This window comes from Micromonospora sp. WMMA1949 (genome assembly GCF_027460145.1).
Classification (GTDB): Bacteria; Actinomycetota; Actinomycetes; order Mycobacteriales; family Micromonosporaceae; genus Micromonospora.
Window position 1 is genome coordinate 1,772,284 of record NZ_JAPZBG010000001.1, and the last position, 21,222, is coordinate 1,793,505.

Annotated in this window: 24 protein-coding genes and 1 tRNA gene; 4 read left to right on the plus strand and 21 right to left on the minus strand. The window is 73.0% G+C overall.

Annotation, left to right across the window (positions count from 1 at the left end; translation table 11 throughout):
• Positions 1-21: 21 nt before the first annotated feature.
• The 3 genes from O7607_RS08035 to O7607_RS08045 all read right to left on the minus strand — a co-directional run bounded on the left by O7607_RS08035 (position 22) and on the right by O7607_RS08045 (position 1,940).
• The gene (locus O7607_RS08035) at positions 22-777 is read right to left on the minus strand and encodes a Bax inhibitor-1/YccA family protein (RefSeq protein ID WP_269702144.1); all 756 of its coding nucleotides are present in this window, start codon (positions 775-777) and stop codon (positions 22-24) included.
• A 126-nt stretch (positions 778-903) separates the two neighbouring features.
• Positions 904-1,749 carry a Bax inhibitor-1/YccA family protein gene (locus O7607_RS08040; RefSeq protein ID WP_269702145.1) on the minus strand — a complete coding sequence of 282 codons (846 nt, stop codon included), beginning with the start codon at positions 1,747-1,749 and terminating at the stop codon, positions 904-906.
• 110 nt (positions 1,750-1,859) lie between these two features.
• A tRNA-Leu gene (locus O7607_RS08045) sits at positions 1,860-1,940 on the minus strand.
• 90 nt (positions 1,941-2,030) lie between these two features.
• Here O7607_RS08045 and O7607_RS08050 point away from each other — a divergent pair.
• A complete protein-coding gene (locus O7607_RS08050; RefSeq protein ID WP_332367299.1) occupies positions 2,031-3,863 on the plus strand; it encodes a hypothetical protein in 1,833 nt (610 codons plus the stop codon).
• Positions 3,864-3,930: 67 nt separating this feature from the next.
• Here the strand turns inward: O7607_RS08050 and O7607_RS08055 are convergent, their stop codons facing one another.
• The 8 genes from O7607_RS08055 to O7607_RS08090 all read right to left on the minus strand — a co-directional run bounded on the left by O7607_RS08055 (position 3,931) and on the right by O7607_RS08090 (position 11,095).
• Entirely contained in the window at positions 3,931-5,262 is a 1,332-nt protein-coding gene (locus tag O7607_RS08055; protein WP_047891391.1) for an NAD(P)/FAD-dependent oxidoreductase, read from the minus strand.
• A gap of 103 nt (positions 5,263-5,365) precedes the next feature.
• Positions 5,366-5,929 (minus strand): hypothetical protein, encoded by a 564-nt coding sequence (locus tag O7607_RS08060; RefSeq protein WP_269702147.1) that lies wholly within the window; start codon positions 5,927-5,929, stop codon positions 5,366-5,368.
• Between the two features lie 55 nt (positions 5,930-5,984).
• Positions 5,985-7,346 carry a DUF58 domain-containing protein gene (locus O7607_RS08065; protein WP_269702149.1) on the minus strand — a complete coding sequence of 454 codons (1,362 nt, stop codon included), beginning with the start codon at positions 7,344-7,346 and terminating at the stop codon, positions 5,985-5,987.
• A complete protein-coding gene (locus O7607_RS08070; protein ID WP_194798551.1) occupies positions 7,346-8,344 on the minus strand; it encodes an AAA family ATPase in 999 nt (332 codons plus the stop codon). Before O7607_RS08070 ends, O7607_RS08065 begins: the two co-directional genes overlap by 1 nt.
• Positions 8,344-8,904, minus strand: a complete 561-nt coding sequence (locus O7607_RS08075) for a hypothetical protein (protein ID WP_269706914.1) — start codon at positions 8,902-8,904, stop codon at positions 8,344-8,346. The genes O7607_RS08070 and O7607_RS08075 overlap by 1 nt, the downstream gene beginning before the upstream one ends.
• A gap of 20 nt (positions 8,905-8,924) precedes the next feature.
• Positions 8,925-9,656, minus strand: coding sequence for a DUF4129 domain-containing protein (locus tag O7607_RS08080; protein ID WP_269702150.1), 732 nt, complete (start codon positions 9,654-9,656; stop codon positions 8,925-8,927).
• Positions 9,657-9,675: 19 nt separating this feature from the next.
• Positions 9,676-10,389, minus strand: coding sequence for a uracil-DNA glycosylase (locus O7607_RS08085; RefSeq protein ID WP_269696142.1), 714 nt, complete (start codon positions 10,387-10,389; stop codon positions 9,676-9,678).
• A gap of 19 nt (positions 10,390-10,408) precedes the next feature.
• Entirely contained in the window at positions 10,409-11,095 is a 687-nt protein-coding gene (locus O7607_RS08090; RefSeq protein WP_269696141.1) for a dienelactone hydrolase family protein, read from the minus strand.
• 194 nt (positions 11,096-11,289) lie between these two features.
• On the opposite strand from O7607_RS08090, the gene O7607_RS08095 reads away from it, so the two are divergent.
• The gene (locus tag O7607_RS08095) at positions 11,290-11,607 is read left to right on the plus strand and encodes a helix-turn-helix domain-containing protein (RefSeq protein WP_073824954.1); all 318 of its coding nucleotides are present in this window, start codon (positions 11,290-11,292) and stop codon (positions 11,605-11,607) included.
• Between the two features lie 82 nt (positions 11,608-11,689).
• Here O7607_RS08095 and O7607_RS08100 read toward each other — a convergent pair whose 3' ends face one another.
• The 9 genes from O7607_RS08100 to eno all read right to left on the minus strand — a co-directional run bounded on the left by O7607_RS08100 (position 11,690) and on the right by eno (position 17,830).
• Positions 11,690-12,637, minus strand: a complete 948-nt coding sequence (locus tag O7607_RS08100) for an HAAS signaling domain-containing protein (protein ID WP_269702152.1) — start codon at positions 12,635-12,637, stop codon at positions 11,690-11,692.
• Entirely contained in the window at positions 12,634-12,966 is a 333-nt protein-coding gene (locus tag O7607_RS08105) for a PadR family transcriptional regulator (protein WP_030271259.1), read from the minus strand. Before O7607_RS08105 ends, O7607_RS08100 begins: the two co-directional genes overlap by 4 nt.
• Before the next feature lie 156 nt (positions 12,967-13,122).
• Complete coding sequence (locus O7607_RS08110) at positions 13,123-13,500, minus strand: type II toxin-antitoxin system death-on-curing family toxin (RefSeq protein WP_116504050.1); 378 nt, start codon at positions 13,498-13,500, stop codon at positions 13,123-13,125.
• Positions 13,497-13,700: a ribbon-helix-helix domain-containing protein gene (locus O7607_RS08115; RefSeq protein ID WP_073824963.1), complete on the minus strand. Its 204-nt coding sequence runs from the start codon at positions 13,698-13,700 to the stop codon at positions 13,497-13,499. Before O7607_RS08115 ends, O7607_RS08110 begins: the two co-directional genes overlap by 4 nt.
• 35 nt (positions 13,701-13,735) lie before the next feature.
• On the minus strand, positions 13,736-14,677 hold the full coding sequence (locus O7607_RS08120; protein ID WP_269706915.1) for a Ppx/GppA phosphatase family protein: 942 nt from the start codon (positions 14,675-14,677) through the stop codon (positions 13,736-13,738).
• 53 nt (positions 14,678-14,730) lie between these two features.
• Positions 14,731-15,240 carry an amino-acid N-acetyltransferase gene (locus O7607_RS08125; protein WP_194798555.1) on the minus strand — a complete coding sequence of 170 codons (510 nt, stop codon included), beginning with the start codon at positions 15,238-15,240 and terminating at the stop codon, positions 14,731-14,733.
• Between the two features lies 1 nt (position 15,241).
• Positions 15,242-15,799 (minus strand): DUF501 domain-containing protein, encoded by a 558-nt coding sequence (locus tag O7607_RS08130; protein WP_269702153.1) that lies wholly within the window; start codon positions 15,797-15,799, stop codon positions 15,242-15,244.
• A gap of 83 nt (positions 15,800-15,882) precedes the next feature.
• Entirely contained in the window at positions 15,883-16,518 is a 636-nt protein-coding gene (locus O7607_RS08135; RefSeq protein ID WP_269702154.1) for an FtsB family cell division protein, read from the minus strand.
• 28 nt (positions 16,519-16,546) lie between these two features.
• Positions 16,547-17,830: a phosphopyruvate hydratase gene (gene eno, locus O7607_RS08140; RefSeq protein WP_013284093.1), complete on the minus strand. Its 1,284-nt coding sequence runs from the start codon at positions 17,828-17,830 to the stop codon at positions 16,547-16,549.
• Positions 17,831-18,042: 212 nt separating this feature from the next.
• Here eno and O7607_RS08145 point away from each other — a divergent pair, with 212 nt between their 5' ends.
• Positions 18,043-18,735: a hypothetical protein gene (locus O7607_RS08145; protein WP_269702155.1), complete on the plus strand. Its 693-nt coding sequence runs from the start codon at positions 18,043-18,045 to the stop codon at positions 18,733-18,735.
• Positions 18,732-19,556 carry an NAD(+) diphosphatase gene (locus tag O7607_RS08150; protein WP_269702157.1) on the plus strand — a complete coding sequence of 275 codons (825 nt, stop codon included), beginning with the start codon at positions 18,732-18,734 and terminating at the stop codon, positions 19,554-19,556. The genes O7607_RS08145 and O7607_RS08150 overlap by 4 nt, the downstream gene beginning before the upstream one ends.
• Before the next feature lie 33 nt (positions 19,557-19,589).
• On the opposite strand, the gene O7607_RS08155 is transcribed toward O7607_RS08150, so the two are convergent.
• On the minus strand, positions 19,590-21,209 hold the full coding sequence (locus O7607_RS08155) for a DUF885 domain-containing protein (protein ID WP_269702158.1): 1,620 nt from the start codon (positions 21,207-21,209) through the stop codon (positions 19,590-19,592).
• Positions 21,210-21,222 lie beyond the last annotated feature (13 nt).

The window sequence follows — 21,222 nt, forward strand, 5'->3', positions numbered from 1 at the left end:
GACAGGCGCGCCGAGCCGACGTCAGCGGCGGACGTAGCTGAGCAGGCGGAGGATCTGCCAGTACAGGAAGATCAGCCCGACCAGCAGACCGAACGCGCAGTACCAGGCGTAGCGGCGGGGCAGCCGGCCGGCGGACCGCTCGACCAGGTCGAAGTCGAGGATGAAGCTGAGCGCGCCCGCGATGATCGCCACCACCGAGAACAGGTAAGGCAGCCAGCCCACCCGGTCACTGAGGCTGTAGACGACCACCCCCTGCCGCCCGGTGAACAGGTACGCGAACAGGTTGACCAGGCCGATCGCCACGATCCCGACGAGCGTGCCGATGACCAGCCGGGCCAGGCGCGGGGTGGCGCGTACCAGCCGGGCCCGGTAGAGCACCGCCATGCCGAGGAAGACGCCGAACGTGCCGACCACCGCCTGCACCACGATGCCCGGATAGACCATCTCGAAGGCGCGGCTGGCCACCCCGAGCAGCAGGCCCTGGAGCACCGCGTACCCGACGACGACCGGCGGGCTGGTGATCTGCTTGAGCGAGATGACGAGCACCAGCGCGAGGCTGGCCAGTGCGCTCCCGGCGAGCGCGGCGGAGATCCACGCGGCCTGCGGCACCACCACCCAGGACACGGCCGCCGTGACGCCGGTGACCAGCAGCAGCCCCACGGTCCGGCTGACCACGTCGGCGACAGTCATCGTGTCGGCGGTCCCGACCCCGAGCACCTGCCGCTCGGCGCGGCCGACGTCGTCCAGCCGGTCCAGCACCGGGTTGGCACTGCGCACCGTGACCACCTCCCGCCCCCGTACCCGGATCCCACTCTGCCCCGGGCGGACCGGCCGGGTCGGGGAAACGGCGACGCCCGCCGCCGCGGATGCGGCAGGCGGGCGTCGTCGGGGAGGGCTGTGCGGTCAGTCGTCGCCCTGGAAGTAGCTGAGCAGCCGCAGGATCTCGATGTAGAGCCAGACCAGGCCGACCACGATGCCGAAGGCGGCGGTCCAGGAGTAGCGCTGCGGGAGGCCCATCCGGACCCCCTGCTCGATCTCGGCGAAGTTGAGCACGAAGCTCAGCGACGCCACCACGATGCAGACCAGGCTGAAGCCGATCGCGAGCGGGCTGCCGTCCCGCAGACCGGTGTTCACGCCGAACAGCGCCAGCACCAGGTTGACCATCATCACGCCGAACAGGCCGGCGATGACCGCCACCATGATCCGGGTGAACTTCGGCGTGGCCCGGATGATCCGCGCCTTGTAGATCATCGCCATCAGGAAGAAGACGCCGAACGTGGCCACGACCGCCTGGAGCACGATGCCGTCGTAGAGCGACTCGAACGCCTTGCTGACCATGCCGACGAAGACGCCCTCGATGATCGAGTACGCCACCACGAGCGCCGGGTTGGCCATCCGGGAGAACGAGATGATCAAGCCGAGCACCAGGCCGACCACCGCGGCCCCGATCCACGCGACGCCGACCAGCGAATCCGGCACGAGCACCCAGGCCGCCGCGGCCGAGGCGCCGAGGATGGCGAGCATGAGGACCGTCTTGACGACCACGTCGTCGAGGGTCATCGGGGTCACGGTGGGCGGAGCCACCGGCTGGCCGTAGCCGCCCGGGTAGGGCTGGGCGTAGGGCTGCTGGGGGTACTGCTGCTGGGGGTATCCGGGCTGACCGTACGGCCCGGGCTGGGCGTACCCGGCCGCCCGCTCACGCTCTGCCGCCTGGCCGAGCCGGGCGAGCACCGGGTTCGAGGACTTCACTTCTCAGGCCTCCCTCAGGGGGTCGATCGCACGTAGACGTGCTACTCCAGGGTAGACGTGGGCGCAAACGCGCGCGTGACCGCTAGCTGTGGGAAAGCTGAGAGTTCTCGTGCCCGGGGCGGGGGTCGAACCCGCACGCCTTGCGGCAGCCGCTTTTAAGGCGGCCGTGTCTGCCGTTCCACCACCCGGGCGGGTGACACCGGCGCGTCGACACGCGGCGGTGCAGATCTCACCGTAGCGGCTCGGCCGTGACGCGGCGTACCCCGACGGGTGCGGCCGTTATGGTCGAGGCCGTGACCAGCGCCGCCCGCACGGCCCTCGGGCCCGACCGTGACCGGGCGGCCCGCCCGGCGGCGATCACGCGGCGGGTGACCGCCGCCCTCCGGCAGTACCGCGCGGACCTGCTCGCGGGGTTGGCGTTCGTCGCGCTCGCCGGCTGGCTCACCCACGGTCTGTGGCCGGCGCCGGGCACGCGGGTGCTCGCGCTCAACCCGGCCGACCAGACGCTGTACGAGTGGTTCCTGGCGCTCGACGCGCGCGCCCTGCGCGGCGAGCTAAGCCTGGTCACCGGCCGGCTGAACGCGCCGGACGGGGTCAACCTGATGGCCAACACCTCGGTCGTGGCGCTCGGCGTGCTGCTCGCCCCGATCACGCTGGCGTTCGGGGCGCCCGTCACGTTCGCCCTGCTCGTCGCCGCGAACATGGCCGGTACGGCGCTGGCCTGGTACCTGCTGTTCACCCGCCTCCTGTGCGCCCGCCCGGTCGCTGCCGCACTCGGGGCTGCGCTCTGCGGCTTCGGACCGGGCATGGTCTCGCAGAGCAACGGCCACCTGCACATGACCGCGCAGTGGCTGGTCCCGGTGCTGGTCTGGCTCGTGGTCCGGCTGCTGCGCGCCGCCGACCCGGCCGGTCGACCGGACGGCCCGGACCGCCGCCGGATGGCGTCCTCGGCGGTCGGGCTCGCCGCGGTCGTCACCGTGCAGGTCTTCGTCGGCGAGGAGGTGCTGTTCCTCGCCGCGCTCACCCTGGCGGTGACCGCCGTCGCGTACGGGTCGGCCGACCGGCACCTGCTGCGCCGGGCCGGTTCCGGCTTCGCCGGAGGGCTGCTCGCCGCCGCCGGGCTGTCGCTGCTGGTGCTGGCGTACCCGCTGTGGGTGCAGTTCGCCGGCCCGCAGGGCGTCGCGGACGGCCTGTTCCCGCCCGCCTACTTCTCCGCCGACCTGGTCGGCTGGACCCGCCTGTCCGCGCTGACGGTGTTCGGCAGCCCGGAGGCGGTCCGGCTCACCACCGGGCCGGCCGAGTTCACCACGTTCCTGGGCTGGCCGCTGCTGCTGGTCGCCGTGGGCTGCGCGGTCTGGCTGGCCCGGCGCGCACCGGTGGTGGTGGCGCTGGTGGCAGCCGCGCTGGTGACGGCCGCGCTCGCGCTCGGCCCGCAGGTGGTGGCCGGTGGCGAGCGGACCGGGATCCCCGGCCCGTACGCGCTGCTGGCCGGCCTGCCGGTGGTCGACGGCGCGCTGCCGATGCGTTTCGCGCTGGCGGTGCTGCCACTCGTCGGCACCGTGCTCACCCTCGCCGTGCACCGGGCGCTCGGCGAGTCCGGCCGGGCCCGGCGGCTCGTCCCGGTCGCGGTCGGCGCGGCGCTGCTCAGCGTCTTCCCCACGCCGCTGCCCACGATGGGCCGGCCGCCGCTGCCCGAGTTCGTCACCGGCGGCCACTGGCGGCAGTGCGTACGCCCCGGCGGCGTGCTGGTGCCGGTGCCCACCGCCACGCCGCAGGACCCCTGGCCGATGCGCTGGGCCACCGCCACCGGGGTCGCCTTCGCCATGCCGGAGGGCTTCTTCATCGGCCCGTACGGCCCGGACGGCGAGGCCACCATGGGCACCTGGGCGCGTCCCACCTCGGCGTTGCTCGCCGACGTGGCCCGTCGCGGCGTGGCACCGGTGGTGGGTGACAGGCAGCGCCGCCAGGCCGCCCGGGACATCGAGTTCTGGCGTGCCTCGTGTGTCGCGGTGACCGACGGCACGCCGCACGCGGAGATGCTGCGCCGGACCCTGGAGCAGCTGTTCGGCCGGCCGGGTACGCGGCTCGCCGACGCCTGGACCTGGCGGTTCTGAGGGCGGTTTGGGCCCGGACATGACGAAGGGCCCCTCCCGTGCGGGAGGGGCCCTTTCGCGGAACGCGTCAGACGCGCGCGGCGACCGGCGGGGCGGACGCCTCGGCGAACTCCTCGCGCGGGTCGTGCAGCTGGCCCAGCGCGACCACCTCACGCTTGAGGAAGAACGCCAGCGTCCAGTCGACCACCACGCGCACCTTGCGGTTGAACGAGGGGATCCGCGACATGTGGTACGTCCGGTGCATGAACCAGGCCGGCCAGCCGGTCATCTTGATGCCGTAGACCTGCGCCACGCCCTTGTGCAGGCCGAGACTCGCCACGCTGCCGGCGTGCTTGTGCTTGTAGTCGACCGGCTCACGCCCGCGGATCACGTTGGCGATGTTGTCGGCCATCCGGGCCGCCTGCCGCACCGCGTGCTGGGCGCTCGGGGAGCAGAAGTTGCCCGGCTCCTTGGTCAGGTCCGGTACGGCGGCGCAGTCGCCGGCGCTCCACGCGCCCTCGACCACCCGGTCGCCGTCCACGATCTGCAGCGTCGGCCGGCAGGTGACCCGGCGACGCTCGTCACGCGGGAAGTCCGTCGCGTCCAGCATCGGCGACGGCTTCACACCGGCGGTCCAGACGATGGTGTCGGACGGGAAGCTGTCGCCGTCGGAGAGCTTCACCACACCGTCGACGCAGGACTCCAGCCGGGTGTCCAGGCGGATGTCCATGTCCCGCTTCATCAGCTGCTGCACCGTGTAGGCGCCCATGTCCCGGTCGACCTCGGGCAGCACCCGCTGGGTCGCCTCCACGAGCACCCAGCGCATGTCCTCCGGCTTCAGCTCCGGGTAGTAACGCAGCGCGTCGCGGGCCATGTCCTCCATCTCGGCGAGCGCCTCGATGCCGGCGTAGCCACCGCCCACGAAGACGAACGTCAGCGCGCGGCTGCGGACCGCCGGGTCGGTGGTGGAGGCCGCCACGTCGAGCCGGTCCAGCACGTGGTTGCGCAGGAAGATGGCCTCGCCGATGGTCTTGAACCCGATGCCGTTCTCGTGCAGGCCGGGGATCGGCAGGGTGCGGGAGACCGAACCGGGAGCGACGACCACGTGGTCGTACCGGATCTCCCGGGCCGGGCCGCTGATCGGCTGCACCACGGCGGTCATGCGGTCGTGGTCGATCCGGGTGACGGTGCCCGCCACCACGGTGCACTTGCGCAACTCCCGCCGCAGCGGCACGACGGCGTGCCGAGGGGAGATGTTGCCCGCCGATGCCTCGGGGAGGAACGGCTGGTACGTCATGTGCGGCTGCGGGTCGACGACGATGACCTCGGCCTCACGCCTGCTCAGCTTCTTGGACAGGCGCAGAGCGGCGTACAGGCCCACGTGACCGGCACCCACGACAAGGATCCGCTTCGGGTTCACGTCATCTATCTTTCCCCGGGTGCTTCGGGTAATCCCGCGCGAGACCCCCTTCTGTGACGGAGCACAACCGGTGTGACCTGCGCAACGTCGCCGGAACGCTGGGTCACCTGCGCCGGAGCAACCAGCCCAGCAACCCGCTCAGCCCCACCGCCACCAGCAGTCCCGCCACCGTCGCCGCCTGGGTGCCGTCGGTCCCGCCCAGTCCCCCGAGCCACGCCAGCACCACGCCGAGCACGGCACTGGCGAGCACCACGCCGCCCGCCCGGCCCAGCCACCGCAGCACCACGTCCGGGTCGATCAGGCCGTCGTAGGGCAGCAGCGCCGCCAGCGCGCAGAGCGAGTGCGCCAGGTAGAGCAGCGTCGCCACGGCGAGCAGCCGCCACAGCGCCGGCGGCCGGTCGAAGCCGAGCGTGGCCAGCAGCCAGCCGCCGACGGTCACCAGCGCGGTGAACGTCGGCCAGATCCGGCGCGGCCCGGCCGCCGGCAGCACCGCGGCCACCGTCAGGGCCAGCAGCGAGCGCGCGGTGAGGGCCTGCACCGGGTACGCGAGCAGGAAACCGGCCAGCACGGTGAGGAAGATGCCGCCGCGGACGAGCAGCGGCAGCGGGCTGACCCGGGCGGCGGCGTACCGCAGCGCCCGCACCCGCTCGACCAGGGCATCCGTCACTGAGCCGGCCTTTCGTTCGCGACTGCGGGACTCCGCTTCGCTGCGTTCCTCGCGCTCACCGCAACCCTGCCTTCGGGGCGGTCGCCAACCGGGCCACGTCGCGCAGCACCTCGTCCAGGCTGCCGGCGCCGGCCCAGCGCACCACCGGCACGCCGTGCTCGCGGAGCTGGCCGATCATCGTGTCCCGGTCCAGCCGCCACAGCCGGTACGCCACCTCGGCCCAGCCGCGTTCCTTCGGCACCGGCAGCTCGGCCGGCAGCGTGTCCACCGCCACCACGAACCGTCCGCCCCGGGCCAGCCGGGCCAGCATCTGCGCGGAGCGCTCGTCGAGCAGCGGGGTGAGCACCACCACGAGCGCGTCCGAGGAGAGCACCTGCGGGCCGAAGACCTGGTCGTACGGCTCGTGCGGCGACGACTCGGCGTGCACGTCGAGCAGCCACTCCAGCACTGTCAGGTACTGCCGCCGCCCGGTGGCCGGACGCAGCCGGCGGGCGGCCGGGCCGTACTCCAGCATCGACACCCGGTCGCCGCGGTGCAGGTAGTGCTCGGCGATCGCGGCGGCCGCCCGCACCGTGGTGTCCAGCACGGAAGCGGGCCCGTTCACGCCACCGGAGCGGCCCGCCTCGGCCAGCACGTCCAGCAGCACCACCACCTCGGCGTCCCGGTCCGAGAGCGTCGACGCGACGTGCAGCTGGCGGGCCCGCAGCGACACCCGCCAGTCGATCCGGCGCAGCCGGTCGCCGGGTGCGAACACGCGTACCCCGGCCAGCTCGCCGCCCTCGCCCGGCCGCCGCGAGCGGTGCGCGCCGACCAGGCCGGCGGCCCGAGGCATCGCCTCGACCGCGTCGAACGGCTCGGTACGCGGATAGACCCGGGCCCGGATCGGCTCGGTGATCACCGCACGGGAGACCAGCAGGCCGTCGGCGGCGGCGACCCGGACACCGGCCGGGCCGATCGGGTGCCGCCCCCATCGCAGGGCGGTGCCGGTCAGCTCCAGGTCGACGGCGCTGCCCCGGGGTACGGAGGTGACGAACGGGCGGTCCGCGCCGCCGGAGCGGCTCACGTCCAGCCCGGCGCCGCCGAAGCCGACCTGCTCGACCCGCAGCCAGCGCGACATCCGGGTCCGTACCACCGCCAGGTCGTACCCGATCAGGTCGGGGTTGGCCACCGCGACGGTGGCGGCCAGCGGCGAGCCCTCGACCAGGTGGGTGTCCCCGACGCCGAGTTCCAGCTCGGGCAGCGCGGCGGGGCGGCGGCGCAGCGCATACGCGGTCCCGAGCGCGAACGGTGTGGCGAGCACCACCAGGTCGATGCGGCCGAGCAGGACGGCGACGACGACCAGCACGCCGGTGAGCAGCACGGCCCGGCCGAGCGCCCAGGTGGGCGCCCAGCCGCTCGCCGCGTCGGCCCGGTCCATCAGCGTCCGGCGGCGTAGCTGGGCAGCGCGCCGCTGGCCGGGGCGGGGGTCGACTCCAGGACCTCGCCGACGACGAACGACGGGTCGACCCGGCGCAGCCACATCTCCGGACGCAGCGTGATCCGGTGCGCCAGCGCGGGCGCCGCCACGGCCTTGACGTCCTCCGGCACCACGTAGTCGCGGTTGGCGAGCACCGCCCGTACCCGGGACAGCAGCAGCAGCGCCAGCGAGCCGCGCGGGGACGCGCCGACCAGCACCGACGGGTGCTCCCGGGTGGCAGCGGTGAGCGCCACGATGTACCGCCCGACCGAGTCCTCGACCACCACGTCCTCCAGCGCGGCCTGCATGGCGCGCAGCGTGGCGGCGTCCACCACCGGCTTGATCTCCGCCTCCTCGCGGCGGCGGGCGATCCGGCGGCGCAGTACGTCCCACTCCTCGTCGTGGCTCGGGTAGCCGAACGACACCCGCAGCAGGAACCGGTCGAGCTGCGCCTCCGGCAGCGGGTACGTGCCCTCGTACTCGATGGGGTTGGCGGTGGCGAGCACGTGGAACGGCTCGTCGAGGCGGTAGGTCACGCCCTCCACCGACACCTGCTTCTCCTGCATCGCCTCCAGCAACGCCGACTGCGTCTTCGGCGGCGTCCGGTTGATCTCGTCGGCGAGCAGCAGGTTGGTGAACACCGGCCCGGCCCGGAAGGCGAAGTCGCCACTGCTCTGGTCGTAGAGGAACGAGCCGGTCACGTCGGCGGGCAGCAGGTCAGGGGTGAACTGGAGCCGCCGGAAGTCCAGCCCGAGGGCCTGCGCGAAGCAGCGCGCGGTGAGCGTCTTGCCCAGGCCGGGCAGATCCTCCAGCAGCACGTGACCACCGGCGAGGATGCCGGCCAGCACCAGCTCCAGCGCGTCCCGCTTGCCGACCACGACGGTGCCGACCGCCTCCAGGACGGCCCGGGCGAGCCGGCCCACCTCGGCGGGGGCCATGCTCCGGTCCACGTCGTTCATCAGATCTTCTCCAGTTCGGCGACGATCGCCGCGAGGTCGCGCGGCGACGGAGGGCGGCGGACGGGGGTGGCGAGGAACGTCCACAGTGGCTCGCCCAGCAGGGCTCGGGCACGGGCCGGGTCGGACTCACGGGTGACGCCGTGCCGCTGACGCAGCCGTTCGTCGGCCAGTTCGCCGAGCCGCGGCAGGATGCGTTCGGTGAACCGCTCCCGGTTGTCGGAGGACCAGTCCAGCGGGCGCTCCCAGCCGTTGATCGCGGTACGCAGCGCGTCCCGGGCGGACCAGTTCCAGGTGCCGGGCTCCTCACCGGCGGGCGCCCGGGTGCCCGCCCGGGGCGGCGGCGGAGGTGAGAGCGCGGTGGTGACCCGGCGTACGGCGAGCACGGCGAGCACGCCGGCCACGATGATCCAGATCGGCACCTTCAGGCCGACCGCGCGCAGCCCGACCACGATCACCACGACGACGGCGGCGGTGACCGCCACGGTCCGCAGCAGCGCGCGCGCCCGCCCGCCACCGGACGGACGCTCGGCCTCCCCGGCCGGCTCCTCGCCGAACGACATCAGGTCGTCGATGCTGGTGCTCACGACGCCTCCCCCGCCAGGCTGGTCAACTCGCCGCGCAACCGGCGCAGCGCGGCGCGGGCCTGGTCCCGGGTGCGCTCGTCGACCGGGTGCGTGGCGTAGCGGGCCTCCCGGTAGACGTGCGCGAAACCGTCGAGCACGTCGGCGCTGGCGACCGCCGGGATGCCGGCCGCCGGGTCGCCGCGCAGCAGCCGCCCCACCAGGTCGGTCGGGGTGTCGCCGGTGTGCCGGGGCACGCCCGCGTCCTCGGCGGCCTCCTCCAGGCGTACCCAGCAGGCGATCACAGCGGTTCGCGGGTCTGTGGAGCGGTCGTCGAGTTCGACGAGTCCGGCGTCGAGCGCGGCCACCACCTCGCGGGCGGTCCCCTCGGCGGTACGCCGGGAGCGCCGCACCGGCACCGCCCGGGTCGTCCGCCGCAGCGCGCCCCGGAGCACGTTCCACAGGACGTACCCGATGGCGCCCAGCACCGCCGCGAACAGCAACGCCACGGCGGTGGTGGCCAGCCAGTCGGGCACACCGCCCGACGTGGACTCACCCACGTCGCGGGGTTCCACCGGGTACGACGGCACCGCCTCGGGCGACGGGTACTCCGGCACGTACGGGATGGTGTCGGCGGCCGGCGGGATCCGGCTGGCCCCGATGGCGGAGTGACCGGCGGCGAACGCGGCGAGCGCGAGCAGCACCGTCACCGCGGCGACCGGCCACCACCTGCGCAGTACGCCGAAATCCATCCCACCGCCTCAGGTGTTCTCAGTCCACCCCGGCCAGGTCCTTCGCCCGGGTGAACACGTCGTCCAGCATCGCCGGTGTGAGCCGGCCGGTGAACGTGTTCTGCTGGCTGACGTGATAGCAGCCCAGCAACGCCGGCACCGACTCGCCGGACCAGTGTGCCCCATGACCGAACACCGGTCGCGGAGTGGGCGGTCGCTGCCCGTACACCTGGCGTAGCACCGGCCACCACGCGGCCCACGCGAACGCACCCAGCGCGACCACGACGCGCAGCGTGGGCCGGATCAGTTCGACTTCGCGGTGCAGCCACGGCGCGCAGGTGTCCCGCTCGGCCGGGGTGGGCTTGTTGTCCGGCGGCGCGCACCGCACGGCCGCGAAGATGCGGGTGTCGCGCAACGTCAGGCCGTCGTCGGCGGCCACACTCGTCGGCTGGTTGGCCAGCCCGGCCCGGTGCAGCGCGGCGAACAACACGTCGCCGGACCGGTCCCCGGTGAAGATCCGGCCGGTGCGGTTGCCGCCGTGCGCCGCCGGCGCCAGACCGAGAATCGCGATGCGCGCGTCCTGCGGACCGAGGCCCGGCACCGGCCGTCCCCAGTAGTCCTGGTCGCGGAACGCGGCCCGCTTGACCCGGGCGACCTCCTCCCGCCACGCCACCAGACGCGGGCAGGCGAAGCAGTCGCTGACCGCGCCGTCGAGGTCGGCCAGGTCGGCCGCCCGCGCGGCGCGGGCGACCACGTCCTGCGGGGTACGCGACTCAGCCAAGCTTCGCCCGGAACAGTTCCAGCGTGCGGGCCCAGGCGGTGGCGGCGGCCCGCTGGTCGTAGTGCTCGGGCCGGTCCTCGTTGAAGAACGCGTGCGCGGTGCCCGGGTAGTCGAACGTCTGGCAGGTGCCACCGGCGGACTCGATGGACCGGCGTACGCTCTGCACCCCGTCGGCGGCGGACAGGCCGTCCGCCTCGGAGCAGTGGATGAGCGCCGCCTTCCCGGCGTAGTCGGCCCAGTCGGTGGCCATGCCCTCCCACGGCAGACGCGGGTAGAACCCGGCGGTGGCCACGATGCGCTCGGAGAACGTGCCGGACCACAGGGCCAGGCTCGCGCCCGCGCAGAACCCGGCACAGCCCACCTTGCCGGCGACCTCCGGCCGGCTCGCCAGGTATTCGGCGGCGGCGGCGATGTCACTCGCCGCCTCGTCCATCTGGGAGCTGTTCAGCATCAGCCGCGGCTCGGTCGGCTTCACGGCCGGTCCGCCGTGCCGGAAGTCGGGCGCGAGCGCGACGAAGCCGGCCTCCGCGAAGCGGTCGACCACGGCCCGGACGTGGGGCACCAGTCCCCACCAGTCCTGGATGACGATGACCGCCGGGCTGGCCGCACCGCCGGAGGGTATCGCGAGATACCCCTCGCTCGTCCCTCCGTTGCCGGTGAAGCTCACCATCTCGCCCATGGGCCCGTCCTCCTAGCGGTCAGTCATCATTGGCTGGTCGCCCAGTTGGCTGATACGTGCCGGTAGCGTGCCACGCGGTCACCGGCGCGGGGAAGACGGAACAACAGTGGCATTCACCTCCTGTTGAACCGCCCCACAGGTATAGCGATCGCTAAACTGGTCGCATGGTGCCGGACGCGAGAGGAGGGGAAGGCATGAGCGACTACTCCCGATGGCAGGACATCCGCGTCGACCACGTCGCCCGGGCCGGAGGCGAAGAGGCGGTCGACGCGGGCAAGCAGCAACTCCTCGCCGAGGTCATCGGTCACCGACTCGCGGAAGTGCGCCGAGCGCGGGGGTTGACCCAACAGCAGGTGGCTGACCGCATGGGCGTCACCAAGGGACGGATCTCCCAGATCGAGCAGGGAAAGATCTCCGGTCAGGACGTGGTGGCCCGGTTCGCCGCCGCCCTGGGTGGCCGACTCCATCAGGCGATCTACTTCGACGACGGCGACATCGCCGCCATCGCCTAACAGCGGCTCCGCGCGAGATCTTGGAAGATTGCGGCCCCTATGAGGGCCGTTTCCTTCCAAGATCTCGCGCGGTCGAGCGCGCTCAGGGGGTTGACGTGGGTTCCGGGGAAGCGCTGGTGGTGGGCGCGGTCGGGGTGGCGCTGTCCGTGGGCGCGAATGCGGGCGGGGCGATCGACGGTGAGACCGGCGGGCCGAACGGGGCCCGCTCCGGACAGTACGGGTAGGTGTTACGCATCTCCGGCACCGCGCCCGTGTCGGCCATGCAGCTCGGCCAGCCGAGCGTGATCGGCACGCCGTTCTGGTCGAAGAGCCGCGCGTCGCGGATCAGCCGTCCCTGCTGGTCGTAGACGAAGACGTCCTCGATCCGCTCGTACCGGTGGTCCACCGACGTCTGCTCGTAACTGCCGTAGACGTCGGTGTCGGCGCGCTCGTCCACCTGTGCCAGCACGGCGATGGAGAACAACAGCAGCGCGGCGGTGGCGATCTGGTGCAGTTGTCGCCGCCACCCGGTGATCCCGGCCGAGCGGCGACCCCACCACATGGACGCCACGATCGCGCCGATGAGCAGCAGCAGCCCCATCGAGCTGTTGCCGTCCAGCCGGGGCACCAGGCCGGACCGGCCGTCCACCATCCACGCCACGATCAGCGCGGCCAGCCAGCCGCGGAGCAGCCACCAGGCCGGGCGAAGCGGACGCAGGAAGGCGCTCACCGTCTCGTGCCCGAGCACCGGGCCGAGTTGGCGGTCCAGCAGGCGGAGCTGCGTGGCCGCCTGCTCCCGCGCCTCGGCCAGCCGGTGGAAGCGCGCCGGTCGCCGCCCCTCCCCGGCGCCGGCGGCGGCGCGCAGCTCGGCCGCGTACGCCTCGGGGGTGCCCAACCGGTCCACGAGCGCGCCCTCGCCCTCGGCGGCCACCTCGGCGAGGTGTTCCGGCAGGTCCTCGGTCAGCTCGTCGCGGACCCCGGGCGGCAGGTCGGCGAGCGCCGCGCGTACCCGGTCGACGTAGTCCGTGATCTCCTGCCCAGTGACGGTCATGCCGCCATCCCCCGATCGTCGAGCAGTGCGTCCATGGTGGTGGCGAACGAGCGCCAGGTCTTGCCGGAGCGGGTGAGCTGGTCACGCCCGGCGGCGTTGAGCGAGTAGTACTTGCGGTGCGGCCCGGACTCGCTCGGCACCACGTACGTGGTGAGCAGACCGGCGGCGAACAGCCGGCGCAGGGTGCCGTAGACCGAGGCGTCGCCGACCTCGGTGAGGCCAGCCTCGCGCAGGCGCCGCAGGATGTCGTAGCCGTACCCGTCCTCGTCCTTGAGCACGGCGAGCACCGCCAGGTCGAGCACGCCCTTGAGGAGCTGCGTGGTATCCACGCTCCGCACACTAGTGCGCAATCCGCACTACCGTCAACGACACAGCATCAGGTCGCCCACCGGGGCCGGTGATCAAGGAGTTGGCGTCCTCAAAGACGCCCGGATCGGACACAAACTCCTTGATCACCGCCGGAAGGGCAACCTTCCGTCGACGGCTCAGACGTAGAGCTTGCGGAGTTCGCGGGCGATGTCCGAGACCTCGGTCAGGGTGCCGCTTGCCACCGACATCACGAGAGCCTCGGCCTGATCAACGTCGACATCCTGGATCGGCACCTCGTTGAGGGCCAGAAACACCCGCCCCGCCGCCCAGGCGAGACGCTTGTTCCCATCAATCAGCGCGTGGTTCATGCAGACCGAGTGCAGCAGCGCGGCGGCCTTGGTCCAGAGATCGGGATAAGCCTCCTGGCCGAACGCCACGGTGGCCGGGCGGACCACCGCCGAAGAGAGCAGACCGAAATCACGGACCTGCGGCGTCCCACCCAACACGATCGAGGCGATCTCCACGAGGTCGTCGACCTCGAGATAGTGGATCACTCCGCCAACCGCCGCAGCAGCTCGGCGTCACGCTCGGCAACCTCCCGCGCGAGATCCCGCACGCGGGCACGATGACTGCGCGCCGAGACGTACTCCTCGACTGCGACAACGATGGTGGCGTTCATCGACCGGTGCTCCTGCTCGGCAAGCTGCTTGAGCCGTTCGTGCAGTCCGTCGGGAAGATTGACAGTGGTGACCATATGGAAATCATACCGGCCACACGCAGGGGAACCACCTATCCCGAGGTCGCCGCCAGGCTCCAGGCGATGCCGTCGAGGATGTCGTGCTCGGAGGCGACCACGGAGGGCATCCCGGCCCGTTCCATGATCACTCGCAGCACCAGCGCGCCCGCGCCGATCACGTCGGCCCGCCCCGGGTGCATCACCGGGTACGCCAGCCGCTGCTCACTGCTCTTGCCGAGCAGGTCGGCGGTCACCTCGGCCACCTGCTCGTACGAGATGCGGGCGTGGTGGATGCGGCTCGGGTCGTACTCCTGGAGCCCTCGCGCCAGGGCTACCACAGTGGTGACCGAACCGGCGAGCCCGACCAGCGTGGCGGCCTCGCGGCCGGGCACGGCGGCGAGCGCGCGGTCGACGGCGGCGGCGATGTCCGCTTCGGCGGCGGTGATCTGCGCCGCGGTCGGCGGGTCGCCGTGCAGGTGGCGTTCGGTCATCCGGACGCAGCCGATGTCCACCGAGATCGCGCCGCGCACACCGTCGGCGCGGGTGCCGACGACGAACTCGGTCGAGCCGCCGCCGATGTCGACCACCAGGTACGGCGGCTCGGCGTCGGCGGGCAGGCCGCGCACCGCGCCGGTGAACGACAGGCGCGCTTCCTCGTCACCGGTCACCACCTCGGGCGGTACGCCGAGCGTGCGCTCGACCATCGCGCGGAAGTCGGCGGCGTTGGAGGCGTCGCGGGAGGCCGAGGTGGCGCACATGCGTACCCGGTCGGCGCCGGACTTCTCGATCTCGGCCGCGTAGTCGGCGAGCGCCACCCGGGTCCGCTCGATGGCCTCCGGGGCGAGCTTGCCGGTCTGGTCGACGCCCTGCCCCAGCCGCACGATCTCCATCCGCCGGGTGACGTCGCGCAGCGGCGCCGCCTCCCCGGCCGACGCCTCGGGCAGGTCGGCGATCAGCAGTCGGATCGAGTTGGTCCCGCAGTCGATGGCGGCCACACGCGCACTCACGGCGCCCACCCTACGGCAGCCCGCCCCCACCCCCCGCGCGGTCAGAGGCGTAGCAGCATTCGAGTGTTGCCCAGCGTGTTGGGCTTGACCCGTTCCAGGTCCAGGAACTCCGCGACGCCCTCGTCGTACGAGCGCAGGAGCTGCTCGTACACCGGCTGCGGAACGGGCGCGCCGTCGATCTCGCGGAAGCCGAACGAGCCGAAGAAGCCGGTCTCGAACGTGAGCACGAAGATCCGGCGGATGCCCAGGTCGCGCGCCGAGTCGATCAGCTCACCGACGATCCGGTGCCCGATCCGGTGGCCCCGGCAGGACGGGTCGACCGCCACCGTCCGGATCTCCGCCAAGTCCTCCCACATGACGTGCAGCGCGCCACAGCCGACCACCGTGCCGTCCGAGGTCACCGCGACCCGGAACTCCTGCACGTCCTCGTACAGCGTCACCGTCGCCTTGCTGAGCAGCCGCCGGTCGTCGGTGTAGGTGTCCACCAGCCGCCGGATGCCGCGCACGTCGGTGGTGCGGGCCCGGCGGACCGTGATCTCGTCTGCGCTCATCTCACTGGGCCGGCGGCACGTCCACGCAGGGGCCGGCCGCCCACCACTTCTCCACCAGCGCCAGCGTCTCGTCGCCGAACGGGTTGACCCCCGGCCCGGCGGCGAGCGCGTGCCCGAGGTGCACGTGCAGGCACTTGACCCGCCCCGGCATGCCACCGGCCGAGATGCCGGCGATCTCCGGCACCTCGCCGATCGCCTCCCGGCGGGTCAGGTAGTCCTCGTGCGCCGCCCGGTACCGCGCCGCCAGCTCCGGATCCTCCGCGAGCCGCTCGGCCATCTCCTTCATCAGCCCGGCCGACTCCAGCCGGCTGCACGCCGCCGTGGCACGCGGGCAGGTCAGGTAGAACAGCGTCGGGAACGGCGTGCCGTCGGCCAGCCGGGGCGTCGTCTCCACCACGTCGGGCAGGCCGCAGGGACACCTGTGTGCCACCGCGCGGGTGCCGCGCGGCGGGCGTCCGAGCTGCGCGGCCACCGCGGCCAGGTCGGCCTCGGTCGCCGGTTGGCGTTCCGGCGGGGGTACGGAGTCCGCCGCCGGCTCCTGCGGTGGTACGACGCTCACCGCGCCGCCTTCGTTCGCGACTGCGGGGCTCGCAAACCCGGCTCACTCCTCGCGCTCACAGGAAGTGCCTCTCGAATCAAAGCTCACTTGTCCCCGCGATCGGCGTTGGCCGCCCGAACGCTCGACCACAGGGTGTCGTACCAGGGCTCGGGCTGCTTCGGCGCCCCCGGCTTCGCGTCCTTGCCGGCGTCCTTCGCGGCGCCCTCCGGGTCGGAGAGCACCACGAGCAGCGTCTCGCCCGGCTTGCCCATGAAGAACCGCTCCCGGGCCTGCGTCTTGACATACTCCGGGTCCTTCCACTTGGCCGCCTCGGCGGTGAGCCGCTCGATCTCGGCCCGCTGGGCGGCCTGCGCGGCTTCCATCCGCTCGATGTCGGCCTGCTGGTCCAGGTAGACCCGGACCGGATAGGTGTACGCCAGGGCGAGCGCGATCAGCACCGCGAACAGCACTGTGGCGCGCCCGGTGAAGCGCCGGGGTTGGGGTGCGGTGAGCCGCTTGACCGGGCCACCGGCGGCGGTACGCCGGGCCGCGGCGGGGCGGCTCGCGGAGCGTACGCCGTCGGTGGCACGCGACGCGCCGGGTGACCGGCCGGCGGCGCGCGCCTCCGCGCGGACGCCGTTGTCGCGGGCCGTGGACCGGACCCGGGCGCCGCCCGTCCGGCCGGGCTGACCCGGCCGACGGGCGGGCCGCTGGCCACCCGGTGTGCGGCGCTGCTGCATCGTCACACCCCTCCCCCGGAGCGCTCGCTCAGGCCGAACGGTAGCGCGGGAACGCGCCGGCACCGGCGTACCGCGCCGCGTCGGCCAGCTCCTCCTCGATCCGCAGGAGCTGGTTGTACTTGGCCACCCGGTCCGAGCGGGCCGGTGCGCCGGTCTTGATCTGCCCGCAGCCGGTGGCGACGGCCAGGTCGGCGATGGTGGTGTCCTCGGTCTCGCCGGAGCGGTGGCTCATCATGCACTTGAAACCGGCCCGGTGGGCCAGGTCGACGGCGTCGAGCGTCTCGGTGAGCGAGCCGATCTGGTTGACCTTCACCAGCACCGCGTTGGCGGCCTGCTCGGCGATGCCCCGGGCGATGCGCTGCGGGTTCGTCACGAACAGGTCGTCGCCGACGATCTGGATGCGGTCGCCGAGCGCGGCGGTGAGGGTGGCCCAGCCGCTCCAGTCGTCCTCGGCCAGCGGGTCCTCGATCGACACGATCGGGTAGTCGCCGGCGAGCTTGGTGTAGTAGTTGCTCATCTCCTCGGCGCTCTTGGCGCTGCCCTCGAACGTGTAGGTGCCGTTGTCGAAGAACTCGGTGGCGGCCACGTCGAGCGCGAAGACGATGTCGGTGCCGAGCCGGTAGCCAGCCTTCTCCACCGCCTCGGCGATGAGGTCCAGCGCGGCGGCGTTGGTGGGCAGGTTCGGGGCGAAGCCGCCCTCGTCGCCCAGGCCGGTCGACAGGTCCTTCTTCTTCAGCACCGACTTCAGCGCGTGGTAGACCTCGGCGCCCGAGCGCAGCGCGTCCCGGAACGTCGGCGCGCCGATCGGCGCGATCATGAACTCCTGGATGTCGACGTTCGAGTCGGCGTGCGCGCCACCGTTGAGGATGTTCATCATCGGGACCGGGAGCAGGTGCGCGTTCGGGCCGCCCAGGTAGCGGAACAGGCTCAGCTCGGCGCTGCCGGCGGCGGCCTTCGCCACGGCCAGGGAGACGCCGAGGATGGCGTTCGCGCCCAGCTCGCCCTTGTTGTCCGAGCCGTCGATGTCGATCATCTTCTGGTCGATCAGCCGCTGCTCGCTGGCCTCGTAGCCGATGAGCTGGTCGACGATCCGGTCCTCGATGTTGGCGACGGCCTTCTCGACACCCTTGCCCAGGTAGCGGTCCTTGTCACCGTCGCGCAGCTCGACCGCCTCGAAGGCGCCGGTGGAGGCGCCGGACGGCACCGCGGCGCGGGCGATCGTGCCGTCGTCGAGCCCGACCTCGACCTCGACCGTCGGGTTGCCCCGCGAGTCCAGGATCTCCCGGGCGACGATTCCCTCGATGGTTGCCACTGAGTCGCTCCTCGTTTGTGTGGTTCCGGTCCGTATGGGCCGCGACGGTGCGGCTGAGGCAGGTGTTGAACGCAGCGTATCGGTCCCCGCCCTGCCGTACCCCGCTCGGGGCGGCCCCCGAGGCGCTTGCTGAGACGGACATTCCCGGATTACCGGTCGTCAACCGGCAACCGGTTTGCGAGACGTTGCGTCAATCGACAAGGCTGGGCATCATGCCTGCCGCCTCGACGACTCTCCGCGTGCTCGCCGCCTCGGTCATCGCGTCGCTCTCGGTCACCGGCTGTCAGGCCCTGGACGACGCGAACGTCGCACTCGGTCGCGCCGACCTGGTCAACGACCTCGCCGCGCGGATGGACCGGGCGCTGGAGCAGACCTGGGCCGCCGACTACCAGCTCGACGGCGGCCGGACCGCCTCGATCGCGCAGACCAGGAAGCCGCTGCGGTCCACGTACACCTGGCCCGGCGGCAAGATCACCGTGACCCAGGAGTCGGTGACCCGGTGCGCCAGCACCGCCGCCCGTACCTCCTGCACCGTCTCGCCGCCCGTGCTCACCGCCGGGAAGCCGTCGGTGATCGTCTACGACGAGGCGCGCAAGCAGGGCCTGGTCACGCCGCCCGCGGTGATCCGGCTGCTCACCGACGCGGCGCTGGCGCCGGAGGCGGTCATCGAGCAGAGCGACACCACGCTCGCCGGCCGTCACGCCACCTGCGTCGACGTCACCCACCACGGGGAGCGCTTCAACGCCTGCGTGACGAACGAGGGCGTGCTGGCCAGCTTCTCCGGCACGCTCGACGGCAAGCCCGCCGAGGTGACGCTGAGCCGCTACACCGAGAGCGTCGAGGCCGCCGCGTTCGCGGTTCCGGCCGGCGCCGGTGTGGTGGACCGCCGCCCGTCCACGTCGTGACCACGCCCGGGTTCCGGCCCGCGGCGGATCACGGGCGGCCGCCGCGACCGGACGACCTGGCGCTGCCGGTGGCCGGCCGGAAGCTGCTGACCGGCCCGGACGAGCAGCCGCTGCGCATCGGAGCGCTGTCCGGTGACCTCGCCTGGACCCCGGTCGGCACGCTCGACGGCGTCCCGGCGTGGGCGGCCGAGGTGACCGATCCGGAGTCGCTGCCGGGCCGGTGGCGCAGCTGGCGCGGCCTCGCCGCCGAGCTGCCCGCACCCCGCGCCGACCTGGCCGGGCGGGCCCTGGCCGTGGTCACCTGGCGGCGTACCCACAGGTGGTGCGGGTCCTGCCGGGCCGAACTGGCCGACGTACCGGGCGAGACCGCCCGGCGCTGCCCGGACTGCGGGCTCACCGTGTTCGTCCCGCTGTCCGTCGCGGTGCTGACCGCGATCACCCGCCCCGGCCCGGCCGGCGGCACCGAACTGCTGCTGGTCCGGCACACGCAGGGGCCGACGCAGCTCTGGGCGCTCGTCGCCGGGTTCGTCGAGGCGGGCGAGTCGCTGGAGGCGGCGGTACACCGCGAGGTCACCGAGGAGGTCGGCCTGACCCTGCGGCGACCGGAGTACGTGGACAGCCAGCCGTGGGCGCTGTCCGGGCCGGGCACGCTGCTCGCCGGATTCACCGCCGAGGTCACCGACCCGGCCGCCGAACCGGTCGTCGACGGCACCGAGCTGACCGAGGCGCGCTGGTTCCCGGCCGACGCGCTGCCCGCCGAGCTGCCGCCCGCGTACTCCCTGTCCCGCTGGCTGATCGACGCGGTCGCCGCCCGGCGGTGACCGCAGGCCCGGGCCGCCGCCCGGCGTTGAGCCTCACACCCCCAGCAGCGTCCGCAGGTGGCGCGGCGGCGGGCAGTCGTACGCCAGCATCGCGTCGTGCCAGTCCCGCAGCGGCACGCCGTCCGGCCGGGCGGCCGCGATGTCGGCCATCTCGCTGTAGCCGACGAAGTACGTGGACAGCTGCGTCGAGGTGAGCAGCGCCCGCCGCCACTTTCCGGCCGCCTCGCCCTCCTCCTGGAAACCGCGCCCCGTCATCAACGCCATCGCCTCGGCCTCGGGCAGGTCGTCGCAGTGCACGAGCTGGTCCAGCAGCGCGTTGATGGTCATCCGGAGCTGCATCTTGAGCTGCTGCAACCGCACCGGCAGCCCACCGAAGCCGAGCCCGGCCATCAGCTCCTCCGCGTAGACCGCCCAGCCCTCGACGAACACACCCGACTCGGTGAGCGCGCGTACCCGGGTCGGGCCGTCGTACCGCCGGGCGTGCGCGAGCTGGAGGAAGTGACCGGGCATCGCCTCGTGCACCGTCAGGTTGCGGATCATGTGGTCGTTGTACTCGCGGTAGAACGACTCGACCCGCTGCGCCGGCCAGTCCGCCGGGGTGGGCGAGATGCAGTAGAACGTGGGCACGTCGGCCGTCTCCAGCGGGCCCGGCGAGTCGCAGTACGCCACCGCCACGCCCCGCGCGAACTCCGGCATCTCCTGAATGACGCACGGGTCGCCGACCATGCTGACCAGGTCGTGGTGGCGGACGAAGTCACTCGCCTCGTCCAGCGTCACCGAGGCGAGGTCGACAATCGTGGCGTCGTCCGGGTGCTCGGCGGCGAGCAGGTCCAACGCCCGGCGTACCGTCTCGTCGTCGGCCGGACCACCGACCAGCTCGACCGACGCCGCGCGGATCTCCTCGGTGACCCGGTCGAGGTTCGCCCAGGCGCGGCGCTGCACCTCGGCAGCGCTCAGCTCGGTGTCGAGCGTGTGCCACAGCCGCGCCTCCCACCGCCGCCGGCCCAGCCGCGGGTCACGCCCCGGGCCGGCGTCGGCGGCCAAGCCCTGCCGCAGCCAGGCCACGAACTCCTCGAGCGCCGCGATCGCGTCGGTGGCCACCGGGCCGACCCGGTCCCGCAGCGCCGGCGCTTCGGCCAGCAGGCCGGGCACCTCGTCGCGGATCAGCGCCGCCGTACCGGTGAACTGCCCGACCGCCGTCTCCGCGTGGACCCGCGGCATGTCCCGCAGCGTCGCGCGCGCCGTCGACAGCGCATCGGGTACGGCCGACAGGCGCCCCGCGAGACTGGTCAGGCGCTCCTCCGCCGGGGCGAACGGACGGGCCAGTAGGGCGTGCAGCAGCGGTCCCGGATTGTGGCGCAGCGGATCCCACTCGTGGCCGCGGATCTCGGTGGCCTCGAACAGTCCCCGGTCGACGAGGCTGGTGAGCAGCGCGTGGTCGACGCTCTCCGCGGGGTCGAGCGCGTCCGGGTCGATCTCCGCGAGCGCGTCGGCCGCGTCCTTGAGCATCGCCTGGTCGGCGGCGAGGGCGTCGGCGGAGAGGTCGGGCAGCCGATCGTCGTAGCGGTGGTCTCCGACGGAGGTGGCCAGCCCGGGCCGGCTCTCCAGCCACGCCTCCACGATCCGCTCCGCCAGCGGCACGAACGACTCCATCCCCCGACCCTAC